Consider the following 24513-nt stretch of genomic DNA (forward strand, 5'->3'; position numbering starts at 1 on the left):
CCCAGCGCGCGGCAAAGGGCAAGCCCCCTGCTTGCGCCTCAGCTGGCCCCGCCGGCGAGTTCCTTCAGGATGATGTACCAGTGATCAAGGCCGGAATAGAACGCGTCGACCGAGAGGCGCTCATTCAGCCCATGCGCAAAGGTATCGTTCGGCTTGGCGCCCGATCCGCCGATGCCCAGCGTGTCATAGCCGAGATTGCGGTAGTGCATCCCGTCCGTGCCGCCCGACGACATGTGCGGCATGATCGTCAGCCCCTCCAGCCCGCGCGCGGCCAGCGCCACATTCACCGCCGCCAGCACCTCTTCCGGCAGGTTCGATTCCGGGCTTTCGACCAGATCGGAGATCAGCCTGATCTTCAGCTTCTCATTGCCGGAGACGTCCTTCAGCGTCTGCTGCGTCGCCTCGATGCCAACGCCGGGGAAGATGCGGCAGTTGACCGTAGCCGTCGCCCGCTGCGGCAGCGCGTTCTCCGCATGCCCCGCGCGCAGCATGGTCGCTACGCAGGTCGTCCCCGTCGTGCCCACCGTGGACGGCTCGGCCCGCAGCACGGCGATGGCGGCTTCATCGGCCGGGTTCTCGGCAAAGGCGCGCATCGCCTCGCCCAGAGGGCCCGGTGTCTGCGCGCCGGAAATCTTCATCGAGGCGAGCGTCATCGGGCTGTGCATCACCGGGAATTTGTAGGCCTCGATCTTCTTCAGAACATCCGCCAGCTCATAGATCGCATTGTCCGCTCTCGGAGCAGATGAATGCCCGCCGGGATTGTCGATGGTCAGCTCAAACGTGGCATAGGTCTTCTCCGAGCCCTGAATGCCATAGAGCAAGGCCTTGCCATCCATGCCCAACGACAGCCCGCCCGCATCGGCATTCAGCACATAGGCCGGGTCGATCTTCTCGGCGGTGTATTTGGCCTGCGCGCGGGTGGAGACCATGCCGGTTTCCTCGTCCCCTGACAGCGCGATCACCAGGTCCCGGTTGGGCTTGAACCCCTCTTCCTTCAGCCGCAGGAAGGTAGAGATCAGGCTGACGACGCCATATTTGTTGTCCGCCGTTCCCCGGCCGAAGAAATAGCCGTCCTCCTCGATCAGGTCGAAGGGATAGCGTTCCCAGGTATCGGGCAGCGCATCGACCACATCCATATGCGCCAGCAGAACGATGGGCTTCTCCGCCGCCTCGCCCTCGGCGCGATACCACACCATCAGGCCCTGGATGCGCTCGCCATCATTCTCGTAATCGGTCACTTCAATGTCCGCGTCGGTGAAGCCGCCGGCTTTCAGCTCCTCCACCAGATACGCCACCAGTTCGGGGATCTTGCCCTGCCCCTGCGCCGTGCGCACCGCGATGGCCTCCTCATAGAGGCTCCGGGCCTTCTGTTCATGCGGGGCGCGCGTTTCGGCAAAGGCCGGAGAGGCGGCCAGCAGCAGGGCAGCCGGAATCAGCAGGGCGGGTCTGAACGTCATGGTTTCCTCGCGGGTGGGCAATCTCTATCCGGCGCAACGGTATGGCCAGTCTCGCCCCTTTGCAAACCCCGCCATGGCATGGCCTGTGCATGGCCTGAAGTCCGGTGTATCAAGGGTTCATCAGGGCAGACGCTATGAAAGACCGCAAGAAAACCGCTTTGGTCTCCTCGCACACCGGCTCTTTCGTGCTGGGCGGCCTTCTGGTGGCCTCCGTCGTGGCGGTGGATGCCTCCCTGCTCTCGAAGACCGGCAGCACGCCTTCCCCCGTCCCCGATCCGGCGATTGAGCGCAATCTCGAACACCTCCAGAAAGTCTCCGCCAGCATCCATGCGGACGAGGCCAGGTTGGGCGCCATCCGCTTCGGCGATGAAACCGCCAGAGACGCGCTGGAGGTGCCCGCCCTTCAGCTGCGCGTGCAGGCCCAGCGCGCGCAGGCCGCCCAGCTCTGGCAGGATCTCGGCGCGCTGATGGAGCTTCCCGCCCCCGGCGCCGATGCCGGCGGCCTCGTCCGCTTCCCCTCCACGGCGGTGGAAAAGTCAAACTATGATCAGGTCTACCATCCCATCGTCGGCCCGCAGCCGTCCAAGATGCCTTCTGGATTTTCTTTCCGCTTCGACCGGGTCATTCCGCAGGCGGATGGTTCCCTGCTGCACCGGCTCGACGCGCGCGCCGGCGGCGCCATCAAATGGGAGCGGGAGCTGCGCCGCGCCCGCACCCAGGGTCACTATACGGTCGAGGCGACCATCGACCGCATCTCCCCCGGCGTGGTCTACGCCCCGCTCTGGCTGTTTGCCGAAGGCCCGCAGGCCTGGGGCCACGAATTTGACTTCGAACTCGTCAATGGCGCACTGGAATTCAACCTCCACAATGGCCGCGGCGGCTTCAACATGCACCGTGCCGGGAAGGATCTCACCGGCCACCGGATGCGCTATGAAATCATCCGCCGCCCCGGCAAGGTCACCATGCGCGCCACCAGCCTCACCGATGGCTGGCGCGAGGAACTCGTCATCACGCCGGAAAAGGTGGCCGCCTGGGCCAAGCGGCCCGGCGCGCCCGAGGGCCTGCATTTCCCGCCAGACACTGTGGCAATGTTCCCGGTCACCGAACTCTGGCGGTGCAAATGGCCAGACTGGTGCGGCAAATGGGAAGACCTCCCGCCCGGCACCTATGTCGATATGGTTGTCCACGGCTACCGGGTTGATCCCTGACCTCGCCAGGCTTTGGTCAGGGCTCGAAACCCTCATTTTCGATATAGATGACTTCGCCGCAATGCTTGCAGTGAACGGCGTCCCGCTCATGCCGCGTGAGGCCGCAATTGGTGCATTCCACTTCGGCCTTGTTCACCGGGGTGACGAGCGCCCTCAGAAGGCGCAGGAACAGCGTGACGCCCAGCAGCATGATGATGATCGGCAGCACCCGGCCGGTCCAGCCGACAAGCTCGATATCGCCATAGCCGGTGGTCGTCAGGCTGGTGACGGTGAAATAGAATGCATCCAGATAATTCCGGATATCCGGGCTTTTGGCCACCTGATCGGCATAGACCAGCGCCGACATGATGAAGAGGAACACCACAAGATTGATGGCCCGCTCCATCAGCACGCGGTGGAGCTGAAGATACCGCGCCAGCGGGCTTTCGGTCCGCAGGAAGCTGAAGGCCCGCGCAATCCTCACGGCACGGATGATCCGCAGGAAAGCATAGTTCTGCGAGACCAGCGGGGCGAACATGGTGAACACCACGATCAGATCGGCAAGGTTCATGAAGCGCAGGAAAAAACGCTTCCGTTTGGGGGAAATGTAAAAGCGCGCGGCCAGATCGGCGGCAATGATCGCCCCGATCACATAGTCCAGCCAGTAATGACGCCCCTCCTCGCCGACAAAGGGCGAGATGAGAAAATAGCCGATCGTCAGCATGTCGAACACAAGGATCGACCAGCGGAAGGTCAGCGGCCATTTGCCGACGCCTTCATAAAGCCAGATCAACGTCCGGCGTGGGCCGAGGGGCTTTTTTTCCTGGGCAGTCTCAGCCATGCGGTCATCTCCTAATCGGCGCTTATGGCGGCTCAGGGCGGCGGTGTCACGGGGGATGAGAAAAGACCCTCACCTCCCACGCCCTCCGGGCGCGGGCCCCTCCTCTCCCACTTCGCGGGAGAGGGGTTCAGTGTTGTGCTTGGGGTGAGGTTTAACCCCTCTCCCTCTGGGAGAGGAGGGGCCCATTGCGCAGCAATGGGAGGTGAGGGCTCTTTACCCTCCCGCCTGCTCCAGCGTTTCGTTGAAGCGGACCGGCTGCCCGCCGCCCTTCTTCACGATCTCGCCATCGCGCATCACAAAGCCGCCGCGCACCACCGTGCCCACCGGCCAGCCGGTGGCCTCGAAGCCGTCAAACTGCGTCCAGCCGCATTTGGACTTGGACCATTCCGCCGTGATCGTCTGCTTGTGCTTCAGGTCCACGATCGTGAAATCGGCGTGATAGCCTTCGGCGATGCGGCCCTTGTCGGCGAGGCCAAAGACACGCTGCGGCCCGGCGCTGGTCAGCTCGACAAAGCGCTGCAGGCTGAGCTTGCCGTCATGCACATGCGTCAGCATCACCGGCACCAGCGTCTGCACGCCCGGCATCCCCGAAGGGCTGGCGGGGTAAGGCCGCTGCTTCTCTTCGATCGTGTGCGGGGCATGATCCGTCGCCAGAACATCCACGATCCCGGCGTTCAGCGCCCGCCACAGCGCCTCGCGGTGACGGGCTTCGCGCACCGGCGGGTTCTGCTGGGCAAAGCCCTTGAGACGGTCATAGCAATCAGGTGCCGCAAGCGTCAGATGGTTGGGCAGCACTTCCACGCTCGCCACATCCTTGGCGTTGACGAGCAGGTCCATCTCCTCGGCCGTCGAGATATGCAGCACATGGATGCGCTTGCCGGTCTTGCGCGCCAGGGCGATCAGGCGCCGCGTGGAGGAAACCGCCGCCTCCACATCGCGCACGATGATATGGCTGTTCCAGTCGCCCGTCACCGCCAGGCTCCGGCGTTCCTCAAGGCGGTATTCATCCTCCGAATGGAAGGCGGCGCGGCGCTTGATGGCGCGCAGCACGGCCTCCACCCCGGCATCATCCTTGATCAGAAGATCGCCGGTCGAGGCGCCCATGAACACCTTCACGCCGCAGCAGCCGAGCATCCGCTCCATCTCCGGCAGCAGGCTCACATTGTCATGCGTCGCCCCGGCATAGAAGGCGTGGTCGATGTCCATCCGGCCTTTCGCGCGGGCGAGCTTGTCCAGCATCGCGTCGGGCGTGATGGTCGAGGGGTTGGTGTTGGGCATCTCGAACACCGCCACCACCCCGCCCAGCGCCGCCGAGCGCGCCTCGGTCTCAAGGTCTGCCTTGTATTCAAGGCCCGGCTCGCGGAAATGCACCTGCGTATCGATCACGCCCGGCAGGATGTGCAGGCCGCTCGCGCCATAGATCTCCCCCGCCGCCGCCTTGGAAAGATCGCCGATCCGGGCGATGCGCTCGCCGATGATGCCGATATCGGTCTGGGCCTCGCCGCCAGGGGTGACGACCGTGCCGCCGCGCAGGATGAGATCGAAAACTTGGGTCATGGCCGCCTTATCGCGCCACCGGCAGAAAAAGTCACGCCGATGCTACAGGAAAGGTTTTCAACCCTGAAGTGGCCCGGGGCTTGCACTCACCTTGCCAGACCGCGTAGCGGTAACCCTGACGGCATGTCTCCATGGCACCCCGTGTGCCAGATCAGGATGTGCCGGTGGGGCCAGACAGACCAGAGGGGCCAGCGTGCGGGACAACGGGCAGTATACGCAAAAAATTGCGGTCATTCTTCCATGCTACAATGAAGAAGCCACCATTGGGCAGGTTATCGCGGAGTTCCGGGCCGCCTTGCCCATGGCGGAAATCGTTGTGTGCGACAACAATTCCTCCGACCGGACGTCCGAAGTCGCCCGCGCGGCAGGCGCCACGGTGCTGTTTGAAGCCTATCAGGGCAAGGGAAACGCCGTCCGCCGCCTCTTCAATGATGTGGATGCGGATGTGTATGTGATGGCGGATGGGGATGTGACCTATGACGCCGCAGCCGCGCCCGGCATGATTGACCGGCTCCTCGCCGAACGCCTCGCCATGGTTTGCGGGGCGCGCGTCTCTGAGGAGGCAGAGGCCTACCGCCTCGGCCACAAGTTCGGCAACTGGATGCTCACCGGCCTTGTCCGCTGGTCCTTCGGTGACCGGTTCAGGGACATGCTCACGGGCTATCGCGTCTTCAGCCGCCAGTTCGTCAAGAGCTTCCCGGCGCTGTCAAACGGCTTCGAGATCGAGACCGAACTCTGCGTGCACACGCTGCGTCTGCGCCTCCCCTCTGCCGAGGTGGACACCGTCTACCGCGCCCGCCCGGCCGGCTCGTCCAGCAAGCTCAACACCTTCCGCGACGGGTTCCAGATCCTGCGCGTCATCAGCCGGCTGGTCCGGGATGAAAAGCCGCTGGAATTCTTCTCCGCCCTCGCCGGCCTGCTCATCCTGACGGCCAGCATATTGATGGCGCCGATCCTGGTGACCTATCTGGAAACCGGGCTGGTTCCGCGCTTTCCGACGCTGTTCGTCGCCCTGGCGCTGTTCCTGACGGGCATTCTCGGCTTCTCCATCGGCCTTACCCTGGACACGCTGTCGCGGGGCCGAACCGAAACGCGGCGCCTGGCCTTCATGGCGGCCGCCCGCAACTGACGCTCCCATCCGGCCTGCAGGAACCGACGCCATGTCCCTCCTTACACTGAATGGACGCCTTCGCCCGGCAGTTGTTGTCCTCGCCTTCGCCCTGCTCCTGGCCCTTCCTTCCATTGTGAACGGCAAGCCGTTCCTGTTCTATGACAGCACCCACTATTATGACGTTGGCAAGCTGATTTCCTCGAAGGTTCTGCCCGCGCCGCTGCCCGGCGCCGAGGCAGGCGGGGGAGCGGCAGACCTTGCCCCGGAAGACACTGCCACCCCCGCAGATGCCACAGGCGGGCTGTCTTCCATCGCCGGGGGACGCTCGCCGATTTACTCCGTGCTCGTCTATGTCCTCTCCAGCCTGTTCACGGCATATGGCGTTGTGGCGTTTCAGTGCGTGCTCGTGGCCTGGGTCCTCCAACGGTTCTTCCGCCTGCTTGCGCCCGCCGCCAGCACCCTCAGCCAGATGATGGCGGTGGCCGCGCTGGCCTTCCTGACCCCTCTGGGGTTTCACACCGCTTTCCTGATGCCCGATATTTTCGCCGGCATCTTTGTCGTGGCCGCGCTGATCCTGATCCTCGACCGCGACCTGGGCTGGAAAGACATGCTGCTGCTGACGGCCCTGCTGGCCTTCTCGGCAACCATGCACGCCACCATCCTCGCCCTTGGCCTGGTGCTGGCCGTCCTCGCCCTGGCCTGCCGGTTCGTCCCGGCTTTCCGCTCCGGCGTAAATCCGAAGGCTGCCGGGGCCATCGCTGCCGCCCTCATTCTGTGCGCCGCATTTGGCGCGATCTACAAGAAGGGCGCCGAACTGGTCACCGGCCATACACTGCACAACGCGCCCTATCTTGCCGGCCGCGTGATCGCCGATGGGCCCGGCGCCCGATACCTTGAAACGCACTGCGATGAGGGCCGCTTCGCCATCTGCCAGTTCCAGGGGACCCGCTTTCTGGACCACAATGATTTTCTCTGGGGCAGCTACGGCGCCGCCGAGAACTGGATCGAGTCCGATCCGGAAGTGAAGCTGGCCGTGCAGGAGGAAGAGAAAGCCTTCGTCATTGCCGTTGTCTCGGCCTATCCCTTGCAGCAGTTGCAGGCGGCCTTCCGGCACACGGTGACGCAGCTGTCATACTTCGGCATTCGCGAAACAATCAACGGCGCGGAAGACATGATGGCCCTGCCCGCCTTCAGCGGCAATGAGCTGATGACCCATGTGCCAAATCTCGAGGGATGCGCCACAGGCACGCGCTGCCAGGCCCAGAACCCCCTGCGTCAGGCCTGGGGCAGTCTGGTCTATGCCTGCCTGCTGGCCACATTGGCCGCCGTCACCGTGCTTGTGGCGATCCGCCTGCCGCGTATCTTCGCTCAGGCAGCGCCGGTTGAACGCGGGCCGCAGAAGATCCTCATTGCGGGCCTTATCGTTCTGGCCGTGCTGCTGGCAAATGCGGCTGTGTGCGGATCACTCTCCGGCCCGCACGACCGGTATCAGGCACGGGTGGCGTGGATTGCCTTCCTCGTGCTGAGCACGGGCATTCTCTACTGGAAAAGCGTCAGGCCCGATGAAACGGCTGCTTGAATCCTCCGGGGCCAGATACCTGCTGGCCAGCATCGCGGCGCTGGCGATAGACTACGCCCTGACGCTGACCCTCTATCATTTGAGCGGGCTCAGCCTGACGGCCTCTGCCGCCATCTCCTTCTTCGCGGTGGGGCTGGCATTCTACTTCGTCCACGAATTCTGGTCGTTCCGCACCGATAACTCCGCCTTCTCCTTCGTCCGGCTGGGCGGAAACCTAGCCGTTCTGATCGCTGCGGGCGCCGTCCGCGCCGGCGTCATCGGCCTGCTGGAAGGGCTGCAGTCTCCCGAAGGCCTCTGGGTCAGCGTGTATTTCGGCGCCGGGGTGGCCTGTTCCTTCACGACCAATTTCCTGCTCAACCGGCTTCTGATTTTCCGGCGCTGAGCCGGCAAGGCAGAAGCTGGCCATTGTGGCAACGCGCTGGCAGGCTTAGATCAGGCGCATGCACCGCTTGTCCGACCGCGCCATCCTCCGCCTCACCGGCCCTGACACGCTCGCCCTCCTGGAGCGCACGGTCACCCATACGGTCCTGAACTGGCCAGACGGCGAAGCCCGCTACGGCGCCCTCCTCACCCCGCAAGGCAAGATCATTTCCGACTATATCGCCCACCGCACGGCCAGCGGCGTGCTGATCGACGTGCATCAGGACGCCGCCGATGACCTGCTCAAACGCCTGAAGATGTTCCGCCTGCGCTCGGCGGTGGAGATTGCCCGCGCGGACGCGCTCGTCTCTGCCATCAGCCCTGACGGCGCCCCCGATCCGCGCAGCGCAAAGCTGCCCCGCCGCGCGGTGGTCCCCGCCGCTGAAGCCGCCGCCCCGCTGGACGGCTGGGACGCGCTCACAATCGCTGCCGGCATCCCCGAATGGGGCCGCGACTACCGCGCCGCCGAAGTCTTCCCCACCGACATCAACATGGATCTGATGCACGGCGTGGATTACAAGAAGGGCTGTTTCGTCGGCCAGGAAGTCGCCAGCCGCATGAAGCGCAAGGGCCTCATCCGCAAGCGCACCGTGCGCCTGAAGGGCGAAGGCCTCGCGCCGGGCGCCGAGCTGCGCGCCGGGGCGCTGGGGCTGGGCACGGTCACCAGCGCGGCGGCCGGCGAGGCCCTCGCCCTCATCCGCACCGACCGGTTCGCCCAGTCCATCGCTGGCCGGCAGCCCGTCACCGTCAACGACGCCCCCGCCGAAATCGACGGCGCGCCCTGGCTGATTGCCGAAGTCAAAGCCCATCTGGAGGCCAAAGCCGATGACTGAACCCCATGCCTGCGGCTGGGCGCCGGTAACCGACCCGCTCTACCGCGCCTATCATGACGAGGAATGGGGCGTGCCCGAGCGCGATCCCCGCGCGCTGTGGGAAAAGCTGCAGCTGGACGGGATGCAGGCAGGCCTCTCCTGGATCACCATCCTGCGCAAGCGCGACAGCATCCGTGAGGAATTTGACAGCTTCGACCCGGAAAAGCTCGCCCGCTGGACGCCGAAACGCGCCGAAAAAGCGCTGCAAAACCCCGGCATCATCCGCAGCCCCAAGAAGATCGAGGCCGTCATCGGCAATGCCCGCACCTATCTTTCCATGATGGAGGCGGGCGAAGACTTCTCCGACTATTGCTGGCGCTTTGTCGGCGGCAAGCCGATCGTGAACACGTGGAAGAACTTCCGCGAAGCCCCCACCAGCACGGACTGGTCGGCCAGGATGTCGAAAGACCTCAAGACGCGCGGCTTCAAGTTCGTCGGCCCCACAATCGTCTACGCATGGGCTCAGGCTGTTGGCATGGTCAACGACCATGAGGTAGGGTGTCCCCGTCACAAGGGAGTGCGGGAGAGATCATGAAAGCGCTAATGTTTGTCACGGCCGTGGGAATTCTGTCAGGGGTTGCAGGTTGCCAGAGCAGCGCGCCCCCGAATGCCTATGCCAATCCGCTTGATGCCTGCGCCAGCATTCAGGACGATGAAGACCGTGCCCGGTGCATGAAGAACATGGTGGCCGATGTCGCCCTCACAACCAAGCGGGAAAAAGACCGCAAGAAAGGTCCATGATGCGCCATTTCGCCCTCGCTGGCGTCCTTCTGGCGCTGCTTCCCGCCGCCGGGTGCACCACCTGGCAGGACCGGGCCGAAGCCAAGGCGCTGGCCACCTGTCAGGACAAGGCCGATGCCGAGGAGCGCCGCCTCTGCCGCGAAACCGTGATGGCGGCGGAAAAGGCCAAATACGACAAGGAAGCAGAGGTCTGGGAAGAAAAGGTCCGCGCCGCCGAGGACCGGGAGCTTAACCGCAAGGTCTATGGCGGCCCCGGCCAGGTCGACAAGTAAGCCCCCTCCAACGCCTCCTGCGGTTGGTCAGCCTTGTGCTGGCCCCGCAACGCGCGTTACAGCTTGCAAAATAAGAAGATAGCAAGAAGGGCCTGACGCCTGCGGGCGGACGGGCGCCGCCGGAGACCCCTATGCCCCGCCCCGTCATTTCCGCCACAGGCCTGTGGACCCCGCCCAACTCGATTTCCAACGCAGAGCTTGTCGAAAGCTACAATGCCTGGGCCGACAGCTGGAACCTCGAAAACGCCGCCGATATCAGCTCCGGCCTGCTGGAGCCCAAGCCCCATTCCTCCGTCGAGTTCATCGAGAAGGCCTCGGGCATCAAGGCCCGCTATGTCATCGACAAGGAAGGCGTGCTCGATCCCGACATCATGACCCCGCGCATCCCCGAGCGCCCCAATGAGCAGATTTCGGTTCTCGCCGAAATGGCCGTGCTGGCCGCCCGCGACGCGCTGAAACGCGCCGGCCGCGACCCGAAGGATGTCGATGCGGTGATCTGCGCGGCCTCCAACATGCAGCGTGCCTATCCGGCCATGGCCATCGAGGTGCAGGACGCGCTCGGCATTCAGGGCTTCGCGTTTGACATGAACGTTGCCTGTTCCTCGGCCACCTTCGGCATCCAGACAGCGGCAGACTTCATCCGTTCGGGCAATGCCCGCTCGGTGCTCGTGGTGAACCCGGAAATCTGCTCGGGCCACCTCAACTTCACCGACCGCGACAGCCATTTCATCTTCGGCGATGTCGCCACCGCCATCCTGGTCGAGGACGAGGCCTTCGCCCCGGCGAAACACTGGAAAATCCTCGGCACGAAGCTGAAGACCCAGTTCTCCAACAATATCCGCAACAATTTCGGCTTCCTGAACCGCGCCGCCCCCGATGGCATCGGCGCGCCCGACAAGCTGTTCGTCCAGGAAGGCCGCAAGGTGTTCAAGGAAGTGGTGCCGATGGTGGCGGAGATGATCAGTACCCATCTGACCGAACTCGGCCTCAAGGCCGCCGAATTGAAACGCATGTGGCTCCACCAGGCCAACGCCAACATGAACCGGCTGATCTCATCAAAAGTGCTCGGCCATGAAGCCACCGAAGCGGAAAGCCCCACGGTGCTCGACACCTACGCCAACACATCCTCGGCCGGCTCGATCATCGCCTTCCATCTGCACTCGGATGATTTCGCCCCCGGCGAAAAAGGCCTCATCTGCTCCTTCGGCGCGGGCTATTCAGCCGGCACCGTGTTCGTGGAGCGGACCTAGTCGACGCGCCGCGTTCTCCGCCCCACGCATCCCCGCGCAGGCGGGGATCTCGCGCGGCCGGCAAAAGCCTATTCGTCGAAATCTTCGGTAAAGAGGTCGCCCCACAGGGCGCGGCGGCTGGCGCGGGCCGCTTCGGTCACAACGATGACAGCCCCGCACACCAGCACAGCGACAGGAAAACCAGGCCCGGTTGCGAATTGGTGGAGGATATCAATCATTGCGCGGGTCACCTGTTACTCTACTTGCCTGATGCCACGGCCCCCGGAAAATTCGGGGCCATCGCCGCTGTTGCAAGGGTTATGCCTGACAGGCCTTAATGCGTCATTGGCAAAGCGGGGCATAAACAAGGCGAGTTTGTAACCGTATTGCCGCCGTTTATTTACCCGTACTACCAATCCCTTAAGATGCCCCCATGGAGCCCACCTCTTGAAGCGTTCTGTTAAGCCCCCCCGCGTCTGGCAACGGATGCTGTCTGGCCGCCGTCTCGATCTGGCGCACCCCTCGCCCATGGATGTGGAAATCGAGGACATCGCCCATGGCCTCGCCCGTGTGGCCCGCTGGAACGGGCAGACACGGGGCGAACACGCCTTCTCGGTGGCCGAACATTCGGTGCTGGTGGAGCAGATCGTGCGCCGGCTGGAGCCCGGCCTCAGCCCCGATGCCTGGCTGACCGCCCTGCTGCATGACAGCCCCGAATATGTGATCGGCGACATGATCTCCCCCTTCAAGGCGCTGCTGGGGGAAAGCTACAAGGACATCGAAGCCCGCCTGCAGGAGGCGATCCACATCCGCTTCGGCCTCAAACCCGTCACCCCGGTAAAGCTCAAGAAGCTCATCAAGAAGGCCGACCATATCTGCGCCTGGTTCGAGGCGACCCAGCTGGCCGGCTTCAGCGAGGCTGAGTCCGATGGCTTCTTCGGCCACCCGCCGGAAGGCCTGAAATTCCGCCTGAAGCCGCTCTCGGCGCCCGACGCCCAGAGGGTGTTCCTCAAACGCTTCGAGGATATCCAGGCCGTGATCGCGGCGGAGGCGGCCTGATGCCCACCGCCTCGCCGCTGCTGATTGGCCTCTCGGCCGTGATGGTCGCCATCCAGGAGGGCGAGCCGCATGTGCTGGTCACCCGCCGGCCCAGCGGCGAGGAAGCCCTGCCCTTCGGCCCGTTCGACCCGGACAATCACCGCACGTTTGACCTTTCCCTGCGCGGCTGGGTGCGCGAGCAGACCGGCTTTGAACTCGGCTATGTCGAACAGCTCTACACCTTCGGCGACAAGGACCGCGAAACCCCCGAAGCCACCGTCGTCGACGCCCCGCCCAACGCCCACGTCATCTCGGTCGGCTATCTGGCGCTGACGCCGGAAGAAAAGCCTGTCTCGGCAGACTTCGAGGCCCGCTGGCGCAGCTGGTATCAGTATTTTCCGTGGGAAGATCATCGCAGCGGCCGCCCCGGCCTGATCGACGGCGAGATCGCCCCGCGCCTCAAGACCTGGGCTGCCGGCAATGAACAGCGCGCCGAGCGCGCCCGCATCGCCTTTGGCCTCGACGGCGCCCGCTGGATCGAGGAGCGGGTGCTGGAGCGCTATGAGCTTCTGTATGAGGCGGGCCTGGTGGCCGAATGCGCGCGCGATGCCGGCCTGCCCGAGGCAGACATCCGCCTCGGCGCGGCGATGACCTCCGACCACAGACGGATTCTCGCCACCGGCCTCTCCCGCCTGCGCAGCAAGATCAAATACCGCCCGGTGGTGTTCGAGCTGATGCCGGACCGCTTCACCCTCACCGAGCTGCAGCGCGCCGTCGAGGCCATCCTCGGCCTGCCCCTGCACACGCAGAACTTCCGCCGCGCCCTGGAAAAAACCCAGCTTGTCACCGGCACCGGCCAGATGGAAACCTCCACCGGCGGGCGCCCGGCCGAACTCTTCACCTACCGGCGCCACCCCTCCGGCGGCTTCGCCGCGCCGGGCCTCGCCACCCCCCGGAAATCCGCAGACTGACGGACCTCCAAATGCAAAAAGCCCCCTCGTCGCCGAGGGGGCTTTTCATTCTGTCCGGCCGTCAGGGCCTCAGTGCGTGCGCACCGCGTCGGCATCGCCGGAGTTGCCAGGCCCCCCGCCAAGGCTCGCCTGCAGGCGGGCCTCATCCTCTTCCGACCATTCGATCGGTGTCAGCGGTCCGGTCAGCGCCAGTTTCAGCACTTCCTGAATGTCCGACACCGGAATGATCTTCATGCCGGTCTTCACATTGTCCGGAATCTCGTCGAGATCCTTCTCGTTCTCCTTCGGGATCAGCACCGTCTTGATGCCGCCGCGGAGGGCCGCGAGCAGTTTCTCCTTGAGACCGCCAATCGGCAGCACCCGGCCACGCAGGGAGACTTCCCCCGTCATCGCCACTTCGCGGTTGACCGGAACCCCGGTCAGCAGCGACACGATGGCCGTGGTCATGGCGATACCGGCAGACGGGCCGTCCTTCGGCGTGGCGCCATCGGGCACGTGCACGTGGATGTCGGTCGTGTTGAACACGGTCGGCTTGATGCCGAGGTCCACCGAGCGCGAACGCACGAGGGAGCTGGCCGCCTGGATCGACTCCTTCATCACATCGCGCAGGTTGCCCGTCACCTTCATCGCGCCCCGGCCCGGCATTTTCACCGCCTCGATGGTGAGGAGGTCGCCGCCCACTTCGGTCCAGGCAAGGCCGGTCACGGCGCCCACCTGATCGGTTTCGTCGGCAAGGCCATAGCGATGCTTCCGCACGCCCGCATACTGGGCGAGGTTCTCCGAAGTGATGGTCAGGCTCGTGATGTCCTTCGTCGCCAGTTCGCGCACGGCCTTGCGGGCCAGGCGGGAAACTTCGCGCTTCAGGCTGCGCACGCCCGCTTCACGGGAGTAATAGCGGATGAGGTCGCGGATGGCCTCGTCGGTGACGATCCATTCGTCTTCCTTGAGGCCGTGATCGCCGCGCACCTGCGGAACGAGGTGGCGCTTGGTGATCTCCAGCTTCTCATCTTCCGTGTAGCCCGCAATCCGGATGATCTCCATCCGGTCCAGCAGGGGCTGGGGCATGTTGAGCGAGTTCGCCGTCGTCACGAACATCACGTCCGAAAGGTCATAATCGACCTCCAGATAATGGTCGTTGAACGTCGAGTTCTGCTCCGGATCGAGCACTTCGAGCAGCGCCGAAGCCGGATCGCCGCGATGGTCCATGCCCATCTTGTCGATCTCGTCGAGCAGGAACAGCGGGTTGCCGCTCTTGGTCTTCTTCAGGCTCTGGATGATCCGGCCCGGCATCGAGCCGATATAGGTCCGGCGGTGGCCGCGGATCTCGCTTTCATCGCGCACGCCGCCCAGCGACACGCGCACAAAGTCGCGTCCCGTGGCTTCGGCAATCGAGCGGCCGAGCGACGTTTTACCGACGCCCGGAGGCCCGACGAGGCAGAGGATGGGGCCTTTCAGGCGCCCGGTCCGCTTCTGCACGGCGAGGTATTCGAGAATACGCTCCTTCACCTTGTCGAGGCCGTAATGGTCGTCATCGAGCTGCTGCTCGGCTTTGACGAGGTCGGTCTCGATATCCTTGCGCTTGCCCCAGGGCAGCGACAGCAGCCAGTCGAGATAGTTGCGCACCACCGTGGATTCGGCAGACATCGGCGACATCTGGCGCAGCTTCTTGATCTCGGCTTCGGCCTTGGTGCGGGCCTCATGGCTGAGCGGGGTGTCGGCGATCTTCTGGTCCAGCTCGGCCAGCTCGTCGCGGTCAGAGCCTTCGCCCTGCTCGCCCAGCTCGCGCTGGATCGCCTTCATCTGCTCGTTGAGGTAATATTCGCGCTGGGTCTTTTCCATCTGCCGCTTGACGCGGTTTTTGATCTTCCGCTCCATCTGCAGCATGCCCATCTCGCCTTCCATCAGCGAGAACACCTTCTCCAGACGGTCCTTGACCTCCGGCATCTCCAGCAATTCCTGCTTGTCGGAGAGCTTCACCGACAGGTTCGACGCCACCTGATCGGCCAGCCGGCCGGGATCGGTCAGCTGGCTGATCGTGGTCACCGCTTCGGGCGGGATCTTGCGGTTGAGCTTCACATAGCTCTCGAACTGCTCCTGCACGGCGCGCATCAGCGCCTGCACATCGGAGCTGGCCGGCTCGGGTTCCGGGATCGCCTCGACCTCGGCTTCGAAATACTCCGCCCGGTCGTGCAGCTGCACGAGGCGCGCCCGCGAGCGGCCCTCCACCAGCACCTTCACGGTGCCGTCGGGCAGCTTCAAGAGTTGCAGGATGGTGGCCAGCGTGCCGGTCGCATGCAGGTCGCCGGACACGGGGTTGTCGATGGCTGCATCCTTCTGCGCCACCAGCATGATCTCATTCTCGGACTCGTCGATCATCTCGAGGGCCCGCACGGACTTGTCCCGGCCGACAAACAGCGGCGCAACCATGTCCGGAAAAACAACGATGTCCCGAAGCGGCAACACCGGCACTGTCTTTGTTTTTGGCATCTTAGTGCCTCCTTTGATTCGGGCCCCGCTGAGCGGCAACCCGTTATACCCTCAAAACACCCGCCACGGCATCCTTCAGGCGACAGTGGGAATGTGGAAACCCCACCTTAACCCTTCAAGCTGAACGCTGCTCAACAATGTTGTGAATTCATCTTGAACTGTCATCCCGGGCAAAGGCGGCAAAGCCGCCGATTGACCCGGGACCCAGCGCCCACCTTCTCCTCCCCCGTTCACGGGGGAGGTGGCCGCGAAGCGGACGGAGGGGGGAGCGGCAACGCACACCTCCCCCTTGCCCCGCCCCGCAAACCCCGCCAGATGTGCGCCCTTGGCAGAAGGCCGAAGGTTAACAAACCTTAGCGGAACGTTAAGGAATTTACCCTCCTGTCTGCCGCATCCATTCTGCCGGCGTTCCCGGCATTTTCAGTGACGGAGAAGCGGTTCCATGTCCTCAGCGCGGCAGATGAAGCAAGATGACCTGCTGGCCGGCACGGCGGGCTATTCCGCCAAGGATATCGAGGTTCTCGAGGGCCTTGAGCCCGTCCGCAAGCGCCCCGGCATGTATATCGGCGGCACCGACGAGCGCGCCTGGCACCACCTCTTCGCCGAAGTCCTCGACAATGCGATGGACGAAGCCGTCGCCGGCCATGCCAGCCGCATCGAGATCAGGCTCGCCGCCGATGGCTTCCTCACCGTCACCGACAATGGCCGCGGCATCCCGATCGACCCCCACCCGAAATTCCCCAAGAAATCAGCGCTCGAAGTCATCATGACGACGCTCCACTCGGGCGGCAAGTTCTCCGACAAGGCCTATTCCACCGCCGGCGGCCTGCATGGCGTCGGCATCTCGGTCGTCAACGCCCTCTCCGAACATGTGGAAGTCGAAGTCGCCCGCGACCGCACGCTCTACCGCCAGGAATTCTCGCGCGGCCAGCCCCTCGGCAAGCTCCAGAAGGTCGGCGCCGCCCCCAACCGGCGCGGCACCTCCGTCCGCTTCAAGCCCGACTTCCAGATCTTCGGCGACAAGCTCCGCTGGCGCCCCCAGCGCCTCTTCCAGATGGCGCGCTCGAAAGCCTACCTCTTCCGCGGCGTGGAAATCCGCTGGGCGTGTGATCCCGAGCTACTGCCGGAGGACTCCAAAGTCCCCGCCGAAGCCGTCCTCTCCTATCCCAATGGCCTCGCCGACCAGCTCACCGAAGTCTTCGGCGACAAAGGCACCATCACCGAAACCCCCTTCACCGGCCTCGTCGACATGGGCGCGGAAGGCAAGGTCGAATGGGCGATTGCCTGGACGCAGGCCGGTTTCGGCGATGCCGACGGCTTCTCCCGCTCCTATTGCAACACCATCCCGACGCCCGAAGGCGGCACGCATGAGGCCGGCTTCCGCTCGGCCATCACCAAGGGCATCCGCAATTTCGGAGACCTCAGCGGCAACAAGAAAGCCGCCGAAGTCACCGCCGAAGACATCATGGGCCATTCCGGCCTCCTCCTCTCGGTCTTCATCCGGGGGCCTGAGTTCGTCGGCCAGACCAAAGACAAGCTCTCCTCCACCCACGCTTTCCGCCTGGTTGAAAACGCCGTCCGCGATCACTTCGACCATTGGCTCGCCGGCTCGCCCAAGGAGGCCAACAAGCTCCTCTCCTGGGCCATCGACCGCGCCGATGAGCGCGCCCGCCGCCGCAAGGCGAAGGAAATCAGCCGCAAATCGGCCACCAAGAAACTGCGCCTCCCCGGCAAGCTGGCAGACTGCTCGGCCAAGGGCCCGGAAGGCACCGAACTCTTCCTCGTCGAGGGGGACTCGGCCGGCGGCTCGGCCAAACAGGCCCGCAACCGCGAAACCCAGGCGATCCTTCCCCTGCGCGGCAAGATCCTCAACGTCGAAAGCGCCTCGGACGACAAGCTGATGGGCAACCAGGAACTGGCAGACCTTTCCCTTGCTCTGGGCACGGAGCTTGGCCGCAAGTTCAACATCGACGATCTGCGCTATGAGCGCATCATCATCATGACCGATGCGGACGTCGACGGCGCCCACATCGCCTCCCTCCTGATCACCTTCTTCTACCGGCTCACGCCGGGCCTCATCGAGGCCGGCCGCCTCTTCCTCGCCCTGCCGCCGCTCTACCGGCTCTCCAACAAGGGCAACATCCATTACGCCATGGATGATGAAGACCGTGCCCGGATCATGAAGGAACACTTCAAGGGCAATCAGAAGGTGGAGATGACGCGCTTCAAGGGCCTTGGCGAGATGAACCCCGCCCAGCTCAAGGAAACCACCATGAACCCGGCCAGCCGCACGCTCGCCCGCGTCACCCTGCCGGCCACCATGGACGACGAAATGGGCCCCGCCGACCTCATCAACACGCTGATGGGCAAGAAAGCCGAACTCCGCTTCCGCTTCATCCAGGAAAACGCCGCCTTCGTCGAAGAGCTGGATATCTAGGGCCGCCTCACCGCACCCCACCCGCTGCTCGGGCAATCGCAGTGCGATTGCTGACCCTCGCAGCCCCCACATTTGTGGGGAGGGGGCAGGTAGCGCTCATGGAGAGCTAACCTCTCCCCAAACGCAACAGGTCCCCTCCCCATGACTATGGGGAGGGATAGGGTGGGGCATCTCTCCGCAAAAAAACGAAGCCTATCCCACTCCCCAAATCCAAAAAACCCAAACCAAATCAACCCATTACCCAAAAACCATCCCCACCTTATCCACCCCCCTCCGCACCCGTGCTAATCTTCGTGCATGGATCATTCGCCCCGCCCCCTCGACCACAAGACCGCCCATGACGGCCTCATCAGCCGTGCACGGAGTTTCGTGCTGTCTGTGGTGATGGAAATCGAAGGCCGCCTGCCCGCCGGCGAAGGCGCGATCATCCCTGCCACTCTCATCCGCACCCTGATGCAGCGCTGGCTGATCCCGGCTGAGGCGGCCATGCGCCGCGCCATCCTGCTGATCGCCGCCGCGCTGCCCCGCGCCCCGCAGGCCGCCCCTGCGCCGCCTTCAGCCCCGCCGAAAACCGCGCCGCGCAAGGCCCCCGAAGGCGGCCCCGGAAAATCGCCGCGCACCCCGGTTTTCAGCATGAAGGAGCCGCAAGGCCGTTCGAAGGCGGAGGATAGCGCCGAAGACCGGCTGCGCCGCAGCCTGCTGCTGGCCGCCGCGATGGAGCGGCCCTGCCCGCCGCTCGCGCCGCTGCGCCCCCTCAGAAGCCCCGCCGAAGAGGCCGCCCGCCTGCAGGAACGTTTCCTCAGCCGGCTGGACGCGCTGGCCTTCGCCATGGGCAATCCCGAACGGGAAGCCGAACGCTTTCTCCGCCGCCAGGAGAAGGACGCCGAAAAGCGCCGCCAGGCCGGCGCGCCTCCGGCGCCCCTGGCCCCGCCCGTCTCCCTGCGCAGGCCGCCCGGCACCGGCACCGAGACCGACCCGCAATTCATCAGCCTGCTGATGGACCTCAACGCGGCCGTTCTCCCCCTCTTCGCCCGCCCCAACACCTCCTGACACGCGGCCCCACCGCCCCACCGCCCGCCTCCCCAGCCCCGCTGGGGAGGATACCGGCGTTGCGTTCCGCGCTTCCGTCACCCTCGACGGGCGCCAGCCCGTCTGAGGGCCCATCTCCCGCCCTCGCCCAGATATGATACCGCAGCGGCATACCCCAAAACAAAAACCCCTCCGTCACCGGAGGGGTTTTCTCTGTCTCAGCTCACCGGACCAGATCAGCCCTTGCGCACCACCGCCGTATTGGCATCAGTCGAGGCCACGACAATCGCGTCGCCCGCCAGGATCGGCGGCTCGCCCGGCACGGCTTCTGCGCCCCACACCGTATCGCCGATCTTCACCTGCCCGGCCCCGCCGACGAAATCCTTCGTCGCCTGCCCGCGCTGGCCCACCAGCTGTTCCATCCGCCTGTTCAGCGTCGGATGCTCTGACGCGGCCTTGCGCATGCCGGGGAAAACCATCCGGCTGCCGATGATCAGCGCGATGGCGGCGACCAGGAACACGATCACCTGCCCATGCCAGCCGGCCATCCCCTCGGGCGCCACGGCCGCAAACGCCGCCGTCAGCACCGCGCCGATGGACGCCATCAGCAGGTCGAACGTGCCGGTGATCATCTCCAGGCCGAAGAAGATCAGCGCCAGCGCCAGCCAGTGCCACCATGTTACCCCTGCAAGCAGTGCGTCCATGTCCGGGAACTCCTCTTTCTACGGATCGTTTCTCAGCTGCCAGACCGTGTCGGCGGAACAGCCCCGCCCGGCGGCCGGGGCGCAGAGGCGGTCTTGGCCGCATCGGTCAGCCCGCGGATGCCCTCGATGGTGCCGAGGATCGACGAGAACTCGGCCGGGATGATCACGGTGCGCTGCTGCGGCGAGGTCGCCAGCTTCTCGAACGCGGCCACATAGGCCTGGCCCAGGAAGTAGTTGATGGCGTTGACATCGCCCCGCGCAATCGCTTCGGAAACCATCGTCGTGGCCTTGGCCTCGGCCTCCGCTTCGCGCTCGCGCGCCTCGGCGTCACGGAAAGCGGCCTCGCGCCGGCCCTCGGCCTCCAGGATCTGCGACTGTTTCTGGCCCTCGGCCTTCAGGATGGCGGACTGTTTCTCCCCCTCGGCGGTGAGGATTTCCGCCCGCTTCAGGCGCTCGGCCTTCATCTGGCGGGCCATCGCCTCGGTAATGTCGGCGGGCGGGGTCAGGTCCTTGATCTCGATCCGGGTCACCTTCACGCCCCAGGGATGGGTCGCCGCATCAATCGTGCCCAGGAGGCGCGCATTGATCTCGTCGCGGTTCGACAGCACCTCATCAAGGTCCATCGAGCCCACCACGGTCCGGATATTGGTCATCGAAAGATTGCTGATCGCGTTGAGCAGGTTGTTGACCTCATAGGCCGCCTGCACCGCATCGATCACCTGGATGAACACGATGGCATCGCAGGAAACCATGGCGTTGTCCTTGGTGATCACCTCCTGCTGGGGCACGTCCAGCACGGTCTCCATCATGTTCATCCGCCGGCCGACCCGGTCGATGAACGGCACGATCACATGCGGCCCCGGCGCCAGCGTCTTGGTGTAGCGGCCAAACCGTTCCACGGTCCAGTTATAGCCCTGCGGCACGAATTTCAGCGCCGAGAACAGCAGGATGAACGCCACCGCCAGGGCAATGACGAAGGTGGCAAAAACGATGTCCATGGGTCCCTCTCCACATTGATATTACATCAGACTTGGGGAGAGTTTGCCGTTTTTCAATAAATCCGCAATGAAAATCGGCCCGCCACGTCCCCGCAGCAGGCCGATCATCGCCTTATTCGGTAACAGGCGCTTAAACGCGCCTCCCGGCCGGTCTCAGAGCTGGCCGAGCAGATAGTCGGCGCTGGAGACCTTGAACTCCCCGCCCGCTTCCACGTTCAGCTCGGCCACAACGCCGTCCTTCACCAGCATGGAATAGCGCTGCGAGCGCTTGCCCATGCCAAAGCCGGTGGCGTCGAGTTCCAGGCCCAGGGCCTGCGCAAACGCGCCATTGCCATCGGCCAGCATCCGCACTTTCTCGTCGGCATGGGCGCTCTTGCCCCAGGCGCCCATCACGAACACATCGTTCACCGAGGTGCAGACGATGTCGTCCACGCCCTTGGTCTTGAAGTCGCCGGCCTTGTCCACAAAGCCCGGCAGGTGGCGGGCCGAACAGGTCGGGGTGTAGGCCCCCGGCACGGCGAACAGGGCAACGGTCTTGCCGCCGAACACCTCAGCCGTGGTCACGGGCTTTGGCCCATCCACGGTCATTTCCATAAAAGTCGCTTCCGGCAGCTTGTCGCCCACTTTGATCGCCATGGCAGTTTTCTCCTTGCTGGCCTCAGGAGATAGGCCGCTATCGCCCGTCCCGCAATGCCCCGCAGGAATAACCCATCCCCGCGCCCGCCCGGCCCGTCCTTATTCGCCTCCCGGCTCAACAAACACTTGCAAATGCCCGCCACCTGCCCCAGCCTCGGTCCCCGGAGCACGACATGCAGATTGAAACGGATCTCACCGGCAAGCTGCTGATTGCCATGCCCGGCATCGGCGACCCGCGCTTTGAGCGATCGGTGATCCTGATCTGTGCCCACACGCCGGACTTCGCCATGGGCATCATGCTGAACCGGCCGATGGAGGGCATCGACCTGCAGGAAATCATCGACCAGATGGACATTCCCCAGCAGGTGGGCCTGGAAGGCGTCGCCATCCTGGAGGGCGGCCCGGTTGCCACCGAGCGCGGCTTTGTTCTGCACACAGATGACGTCATCTGCGACGGCGCCACGATGGAGGTGGAGGACGAACTCTGCATGACCGCGACGCGCGAAATCCTCGCCGCGATTGCCTCGTCGGCGCCGCCGCGCAAATTCGTCATGGCGCTCGGCTATGCCGGCTGGGCGGCGGGCCAGCTGGAACAGGAACTGGCGCAGAATGCCTGGCTGATCGGCGCGCCGGATTCCGATCTCGTCTTCGGGGACGCGTATGAGCACAAATGGCGCCACGCGCTCACGCGGATGGGCGTCGATCTCTCGCGCCTGCAATCAGATGCCGGCAACGCCTGACGGCGTCACACCACCGGCGCGCGCAGCAGGTCAAACACATCTGCGCCGGAGGCTTCCAGCTTCTCTTCCAGCGCGTCGAGCCCTTCGGCTTCGACAAGTTCAAACTCGCTGCCCGAAATCGGAATGATCTGCAGCCAGACGGTCTTGCCGCCTTCCTGCTCCAGCACGCCAAAGTCTTCGTCCCAGAAGAAGGGATGCACCAGCATAAGATGCTGCATCGTGCTGCCGGGGAAATAGGCCTGAACCACATCCGGCAGGATGGTGCCAAGGCCGATGCTCCATTCCCCGGTCTGCACCTCATGGGCAATATCGGCCAGCATCTCCACGAACGGCATCTCGTCGGCGTAAAGCGCCCCGCACAGCTCGACACCAAAGCCCATCGGCTCATCGTCCAGCACCAGCTCCCGGTCGCTGAGGCCGATGGTGGAGCAGGAGAGATAGTCCCCCTCCGGCGCCCCGGAAGAGACAAGCACGTTCACGGACAATCCATCATGATAGGACTGGCCCATCACCTTGATCTCGCCGCCAAAGGCATCGGTCAGGTAATCTGCAATCGCGCGGTGCTGGGGCGTGGCCTGGCTCATCTCGTCATTATCCTTTCAGGAAAGCCAGCGCGCTGTCTGCGTCCATCGGACGGGCAAAGGCAAAGCCCTGGGCATAGTCAAACCCCAGCGCCCGCAGGCGGCTGGCATCTTCGCGCGCTTCCACGCCCTCGGCGGTCGAGGACATGCCCAGCCGGCTGGCCAGCAGCGTGATGGTGGAGAGGATCGTGTCATTGCGCGTCTGGCCAAGGCGGCTGGTCAGGCCATGGTCGATCTTCAGGCTGTCAAAGGGCAGGTCGGCCAGCCAGGCGAAGGAAGAATGCCCCGTGCCGAAATCATCCAGCACCAGCCCCGCGCCCACCGCCTTCAGCGCCATCGCTGCGGCCAGCGCATGGGTCTCGTCGCGCAGCGCCGCCTGTTCGGTCAGCTCCATCCGCAGCGCCCGCTCGGGCAGCTTGTAGCCGTTCATCAGCGCCTCGATCAGCGCCGGCAGCGTGCTCTTGGTCAGCTCCCGCGCCGTCAGGTTCACATGCATGAACAGGTCGTCGCGCTTTGCCCCCTCGCGCAGGTTCGACAGCGTCTCGGCCGAGCGGATCAGCATGTTGGAGGCCAGCGCCTGGTCCTCATAGCGGCTCGGCGGCACGGTCTCTTCATTGCTGTCCCAGCGCGCCAACGCCTCGAAGCCGACCACCCGGCCATCGCGCAGGGAGATGATCGGCTGGTAGACCGGGATCAGATCGGGGCCGGGGCGCATGTCGCTCGGGTCGATCTCGGGGAAGGTTTCCCCCGACAGCAGCATGCCCCGCGCCTCGCTGTGGCTGACGAACGCGCCGACGAAATGGATGTCCCGCCCATTGGAAAGCCGCAGACCACAGCGCACCGGTCCGCCCTCGCCGGTCGACAGCGCCTTGGCCAGCCGCCCGCGGCTGAGGCCCTCCACCATCTTCTCCAGCGCGTCCAGAGACCAGTCCCCGGAAAGGTCCGATAACAGGGTGCCCGTCTGCGCCTCGATCAGGAGGCGGCCAGCCTCGCCGCGCCAGTGCCAGCTGCCCTGGGGTTCCTTTGGGGTGCGTTTTGCCATCTGTTCTCGTTACCTAGCGGCGAATATCGCCCCTGACGAGAGCGAAAAGGATGTGGTCGCGGCGCATGCCGGCAATCTCGAGATATGCCGTTGCCCGTCCCTCCTCAGCAAATCCCGTGCCTTCCAGAACCGCGCGGGAGCGGTCATTCTCCGGAACGATCCCCGCCTCGATCCGGGCAAGGTTAAGCATCGGAAACGCCCATACGCACAGGGCTTTCACCGCTTCCTTCATATAGCCCTGGCCCGCATGGGGCTCGCCCATCCAGTAGCCAAGGCTCGCAGCATTGGCCGGCCAGCCGCGCACCTGTGTCAGAGAGGCACCGCCCAGCAGCGCATTGTCAGACATCCGCCGGATCAGGAACACGCATCCGGCGCCGGACTTCCACGCCTTGGTCCAGGCCGTCACGCGCCGGTGCCAGTCCTTGCGGCTCAGCGCATCGGCCGGCCAGCTTGGCTCCCAGGGCTCAAGGTAAGCCCGGCTCACCGTGCGCAGCGCGGCCCAGTCTTCATAGTCGCTCTTGCGCGGCGCCATCAGCGCCAGCCGCTCTGCGGTGATAACCGTATCGAGCGGCACAAACGCCATG

25 protein-coding genes are annotated in these 24513 nt (G+C 64.7%); 14 read left to right on the plus strand and 11 right to left on the minus strand.

Translation table 11 applies throughout. The features are described 5' to 3' along the window. Positions 1–38 precede the first annotated feature (38 nt). The gene (locus C0456_RS09605; protein ID WP_291051021.1) at positions 39–1457 is read right to left on the minus strand and encodes a M20/M25/M40 family metallo-hydrolase; all 1419 of its coding nucleotides are present in this window, start codon (positions 1455–1457) and stop codon (positions 39–41) included. 134 nt (positions 1458–1591) lie between these two features. On the opposite strand from C0456_RS09605, the gene C0456_RS09610 reads away from it, so the two are divergent. Then, entirely contained in the window at positions 1592–2665 is a 1074-nt protein-coding gene (locus C0456_RS09610) for a hypothetical protein (protein ID WP_291051023.1), read from the plus strand. A gap of 16 nt (positions 2666–2681) precedes the next feature. Here the strand turns inward: C0456_RS09610 and C0456_RS09615 are convergent, their stop codons facing one another. Together C0456_RS09615 and C0456_RS09620 are read right to left on the minus strand one after the other, a co-directional pair. Beyond that, positions 2682–3485 (minus strand): potassium channel family protein, encoded by an 804-nt coding sequence (locus C0456_RS09615; protein WP_291051026.1) that lies wholly within the window; start codon positions 3483–3485, stop codon positions 2682–2684. 213 nt (positions 3486–3698) lie between these two features. Then, complete coding sequence (locus C0456_RS09620) at positions 3699–5042, minus strand: dihydroorotase (protein WP_291051028.1); 1344 nt, start codon at positions 5040–5042, stop codon at positions 3699–3701. Between the two features lie 193 nt (positions 5043–5235). Here C0456_RS09620 and C0456_RS09625 point away from each other — a divergent pair, with 193 nt between their 5' ends. From C0456_RS09625 to C0456_RS09660, 8 genes are all read left to right on the plus strand, one after another. After that, the gene (locus C0456_RS09625) at positions 5236–6171 is read left to right on the plus strand and encodes a glycosyltransferase family 2 protein (protein WP_291051030.1); all 936 of its coding nucleotides are present in this window, start codon (positions 5236–5238) and stop codon (positions 6169–6171) included. Positions 6172–6202: 31 nt separating this feature from the next. Then, the gene (locus C0456_RS09630) at positions 6203–7732 is read left to right on the plus strand and encodes a hypothetical protein (RefSeq protein ID WP_291051032.1); all 1530 of its coding nucleotides are present in this window, start codon (positions 6203–6205) and stop codon (positions 7730–7732) included. Further along, the gene (locus tag C0456_RS09635; protein ID WP_291051035.1) at positions 7716–8114 is read left to right on the plus strand and encodes a GtrA family protein; all 399 of its coding nucleotides are present in this window, start codon (positions 7716–7718) and stop codon (positions 8112–8114) included. The genes C0456_RS09630 and C0456_RS09635 overlap by 17 nt, the downstream gene beginning before the upstream one ends. Before the next feature lie 58 nt (positions 8115–8172). After that, positions 8173–8985, plus strand: coding sequence for a folate-binding protein (locus tag C0456_RS09640; RefSeq protein WP_291051036.1), 813 nt, complete (start codon positions 8173–8175; stop codon positions 8983–8985). Continuing rightward, positions 8978–9559, plus strand: coding sequence for a DNA-3-methyladenine glycosylase I (locus tag C0456_RS09645; protein WP_291051037.1), 582 nt, complete (start codon positions 8978–8980; stop codon positions 9557–9559). Before C0456_RS09640 ends, C0456_RS09645 begins: the two co-directional genes overlap by 8 nt. Further along, positions 9556–9765 (plus strand): hypothetical protein, encoded by a 210-nt coding sequence (locus tag C0456_RS09650; RefSeq protein WP_291051038.1) that lies wholly within the window; start codon positions 9556–9558, stop codon positions 9763–9765. The genes C0456_RS09645 and C0456_RS09650 overlap by 4 nt, the downstream gene beginning before the upstream one ends. After that, complete coding sequence (locus C0456_RS09655; RefSeq protein ID WP_291051041.1) at positions 9762–10037, plus strand: hypothetical protein; 276 nt, start codon at positions 9762–9764, stop codon at positions 10035–10037. The genes C0456_RS09650 and C0456_RS09655 overlap by 4 nt, the downstream gene beginning before the upstream one ends. A gap of 131 nt (positions 10038–10168) precedes the next feature. Further along, entirely contained in the window at positions 10169–11287 is a 1119-nt protein-coding gene (locus C0456_RS09660) for a beta-ketoacyl-ACP synthase III (RefSeq protein ID WP_291051044.1), read from the plus strand. A 68-nt stretch (positions 11288–11355) separates the two neighbouring features. Here the strand turns inward: C0456_RS09660 and C0456_RS09665 are convergent, their stop codons facing one another. Then, a complete protein-coding gene (locus C0456_RS09665) occupies positions 11356–11505 on the minus strand; it encodes a hypothetical protein (RefSeq protein ID WP_157532788.1) in 150 nt (49 codons plus the stop codon). A 247-nt stretch (positions 11506–11752) separates the two neighbouring features. Between C0456_RS09665 and C0456_RS09670 the strand changes: the two genes are divergently transcribed. Together C0456_RS09670 and C0456_RS09675 are read left to right on the plus strand one after the other, a co-directional pair. Then, positions 11753–12325: a YfbR-like 5'-deoxynucleotidase gene (locus C0456_RS09670; protein ID WP_367179240.1), complete on the plus strand. Its 573-nt coding sequence runs from the start codon at positions 11753–11755 to the stop codon at positions 12323–12325. Next, on the plus strand, positions 12325–13275 hold the full coding sequence (locus C0456_RS09675) for an NAD regulator (protein ID WP_291051049.1): 951 nt from the start codon (positions 12325–12327) through the stop codon (positions 13273–13275). Before C0456_RS09670 ends, C0456_RS09675 begins: the two co-directional genes overlap by 1 nt. 69 nt (positions 13276–13344) lie before the next feature. On the opposite strand, the gene lon is transcribed toward C0456_RS09675, so the two are convergent. Further along, the gene (gene lon, locus C0456_RS09680) at positions 13345–15762 is read right to left on the minus strand and encodes an endopeptidase La (protein ID WP_291051051.1); all 2418 of its coding nucleotides are present in this window, start codon (positions 15760–15762) and stop codon (positions 13345–13347) included. 460 nt (positions 15763–16222) lie between these two features. Here lon and parE point away from each other — a divergent pair, with 460 nt between their 5' ends. Further along, on the plus strand, positions 16223–18199 hold the full coding sequence (parE, locus tag C0456_RS09685) for a DNA topoisomerase IV subunit B (RefSeq protein WP_291051052.1): 1977 nt from the start codon (positions 16223–16225) through the stop codon (positions 18197–18199). Between the two features lie 297 nt (positions 18200–18496). Next, entirely contained in the window at positions 18497–19249 is a 753-nt protein-coding gene (locus C0456_RS09690) for a hypothetical protein (protein ID WP_291051055.1), read from the plus strand. 215 nt (positions 19250–19464) lie between these two features. On the opposite strand, the gene C0456_RS09695 is transcribed toward C0456_RS09690, so the two are convergent. The 3 genes from C0456_RS09695 to C0456_RS09705 form a co-directional block, all read right to left on the minus strand. Continuing rightward, entirely contained in the window at positions 19465–19932 is a 468-nt protein-coding gene (locus tag C0456_RS09695) for an NfeD family protein (protein WP_291051057.1), read from the minus strand. 32 nt (positions 19933–19964) lie between these two features. Beyond that, positions 19965–20930 carry an SPFH domain-containing protein gene (locus C0456_RS09700; RefSeq protein ID WP_291051061.1) on the minus strand — a complete coding sequence of 322 codons (966 nt, stop codon included), beginning with the start codon at positions 20928–20930 and terminating at the stop codon, positions 19965–19967. A 153-nt stretch (positions 20931–21083) separates the two neighbouring features. Beyond that, positions 21084–21566: a peroxiredoxin gene (locus C0456_RS09705; protein WP_291051063.1), complete on the minus strand. Its 483-nt coding sequence runs from the start codon at positions 21564–21566 to the stop codon at positions 21084–21086. A gap of 173 nt (positions 21567–21739) precedes the next feature. On the opposite strand from C0456_RS09705, the gene C0456_RS09710 reads away from it, so the two are divergent. Next, entirely contained in the window at positions 21740–22306 is a 567-nt protein-coding gene (locus C0456_RS09710) for a YqgE/AlgH family protein (protein ID WP_291051066.1), read from the plus strand. A gap of 5 nt (positions 22307–22311) precedes the next feature. On the opposite strand, the gene C0456_RS09715 is transcribed toward C0456_RS09710, so the two are convergent. Genes C0456_RS09715 through C0456_RS09725 form a run of 3 tightly spaced genes read right to left on the minus strand, consistent with a single transcriptional unit; the run spans position 22312 to position 24512 of the window. Beyond that, complete coding sequence (locus C0456_RS09715; protein ID WP_291051068.1) at positions 22312–22890, minus strand: suppressor of fused domain protein; 579 nt, start codon at positions 22888–22890, stop codon at positions 22312–22314. Between the two features lie 7 nt (positions 22891–22897). Then, positions 22898–23929 (minus strand): EAL domain-containing protein, encoded by a 1032-nt coding sequence (locus C0456_RS09720; RefSeq protein ID WP_291051070.1) that lies wholly within the window; start codon positions 23927–23929, stop codon positions 22898–22900. Between the two features lie 13 nt (positions 23930–23942). Further along, positions 23943–24512 (minus strand): GNAT family protein, encoded by a 570-nt coding sequence (locus tag C0456_RS09725; protein WP_291051071.1) that lies wholly within the window; start codon positions 24510–24512, stop codon positions 23943–23945. Between the last annotated feature and the right edge of the window lies 1 nt (position 24513).

The organism is Hyphomonas sp. (assembly GCF_013823385.1).
Taxonomy (GTDB): Bacteria; Pseudomonadota; Alphaproteobacteria; order Caulobacterales; family Hyphomonadaceae; genus Hyphomonas.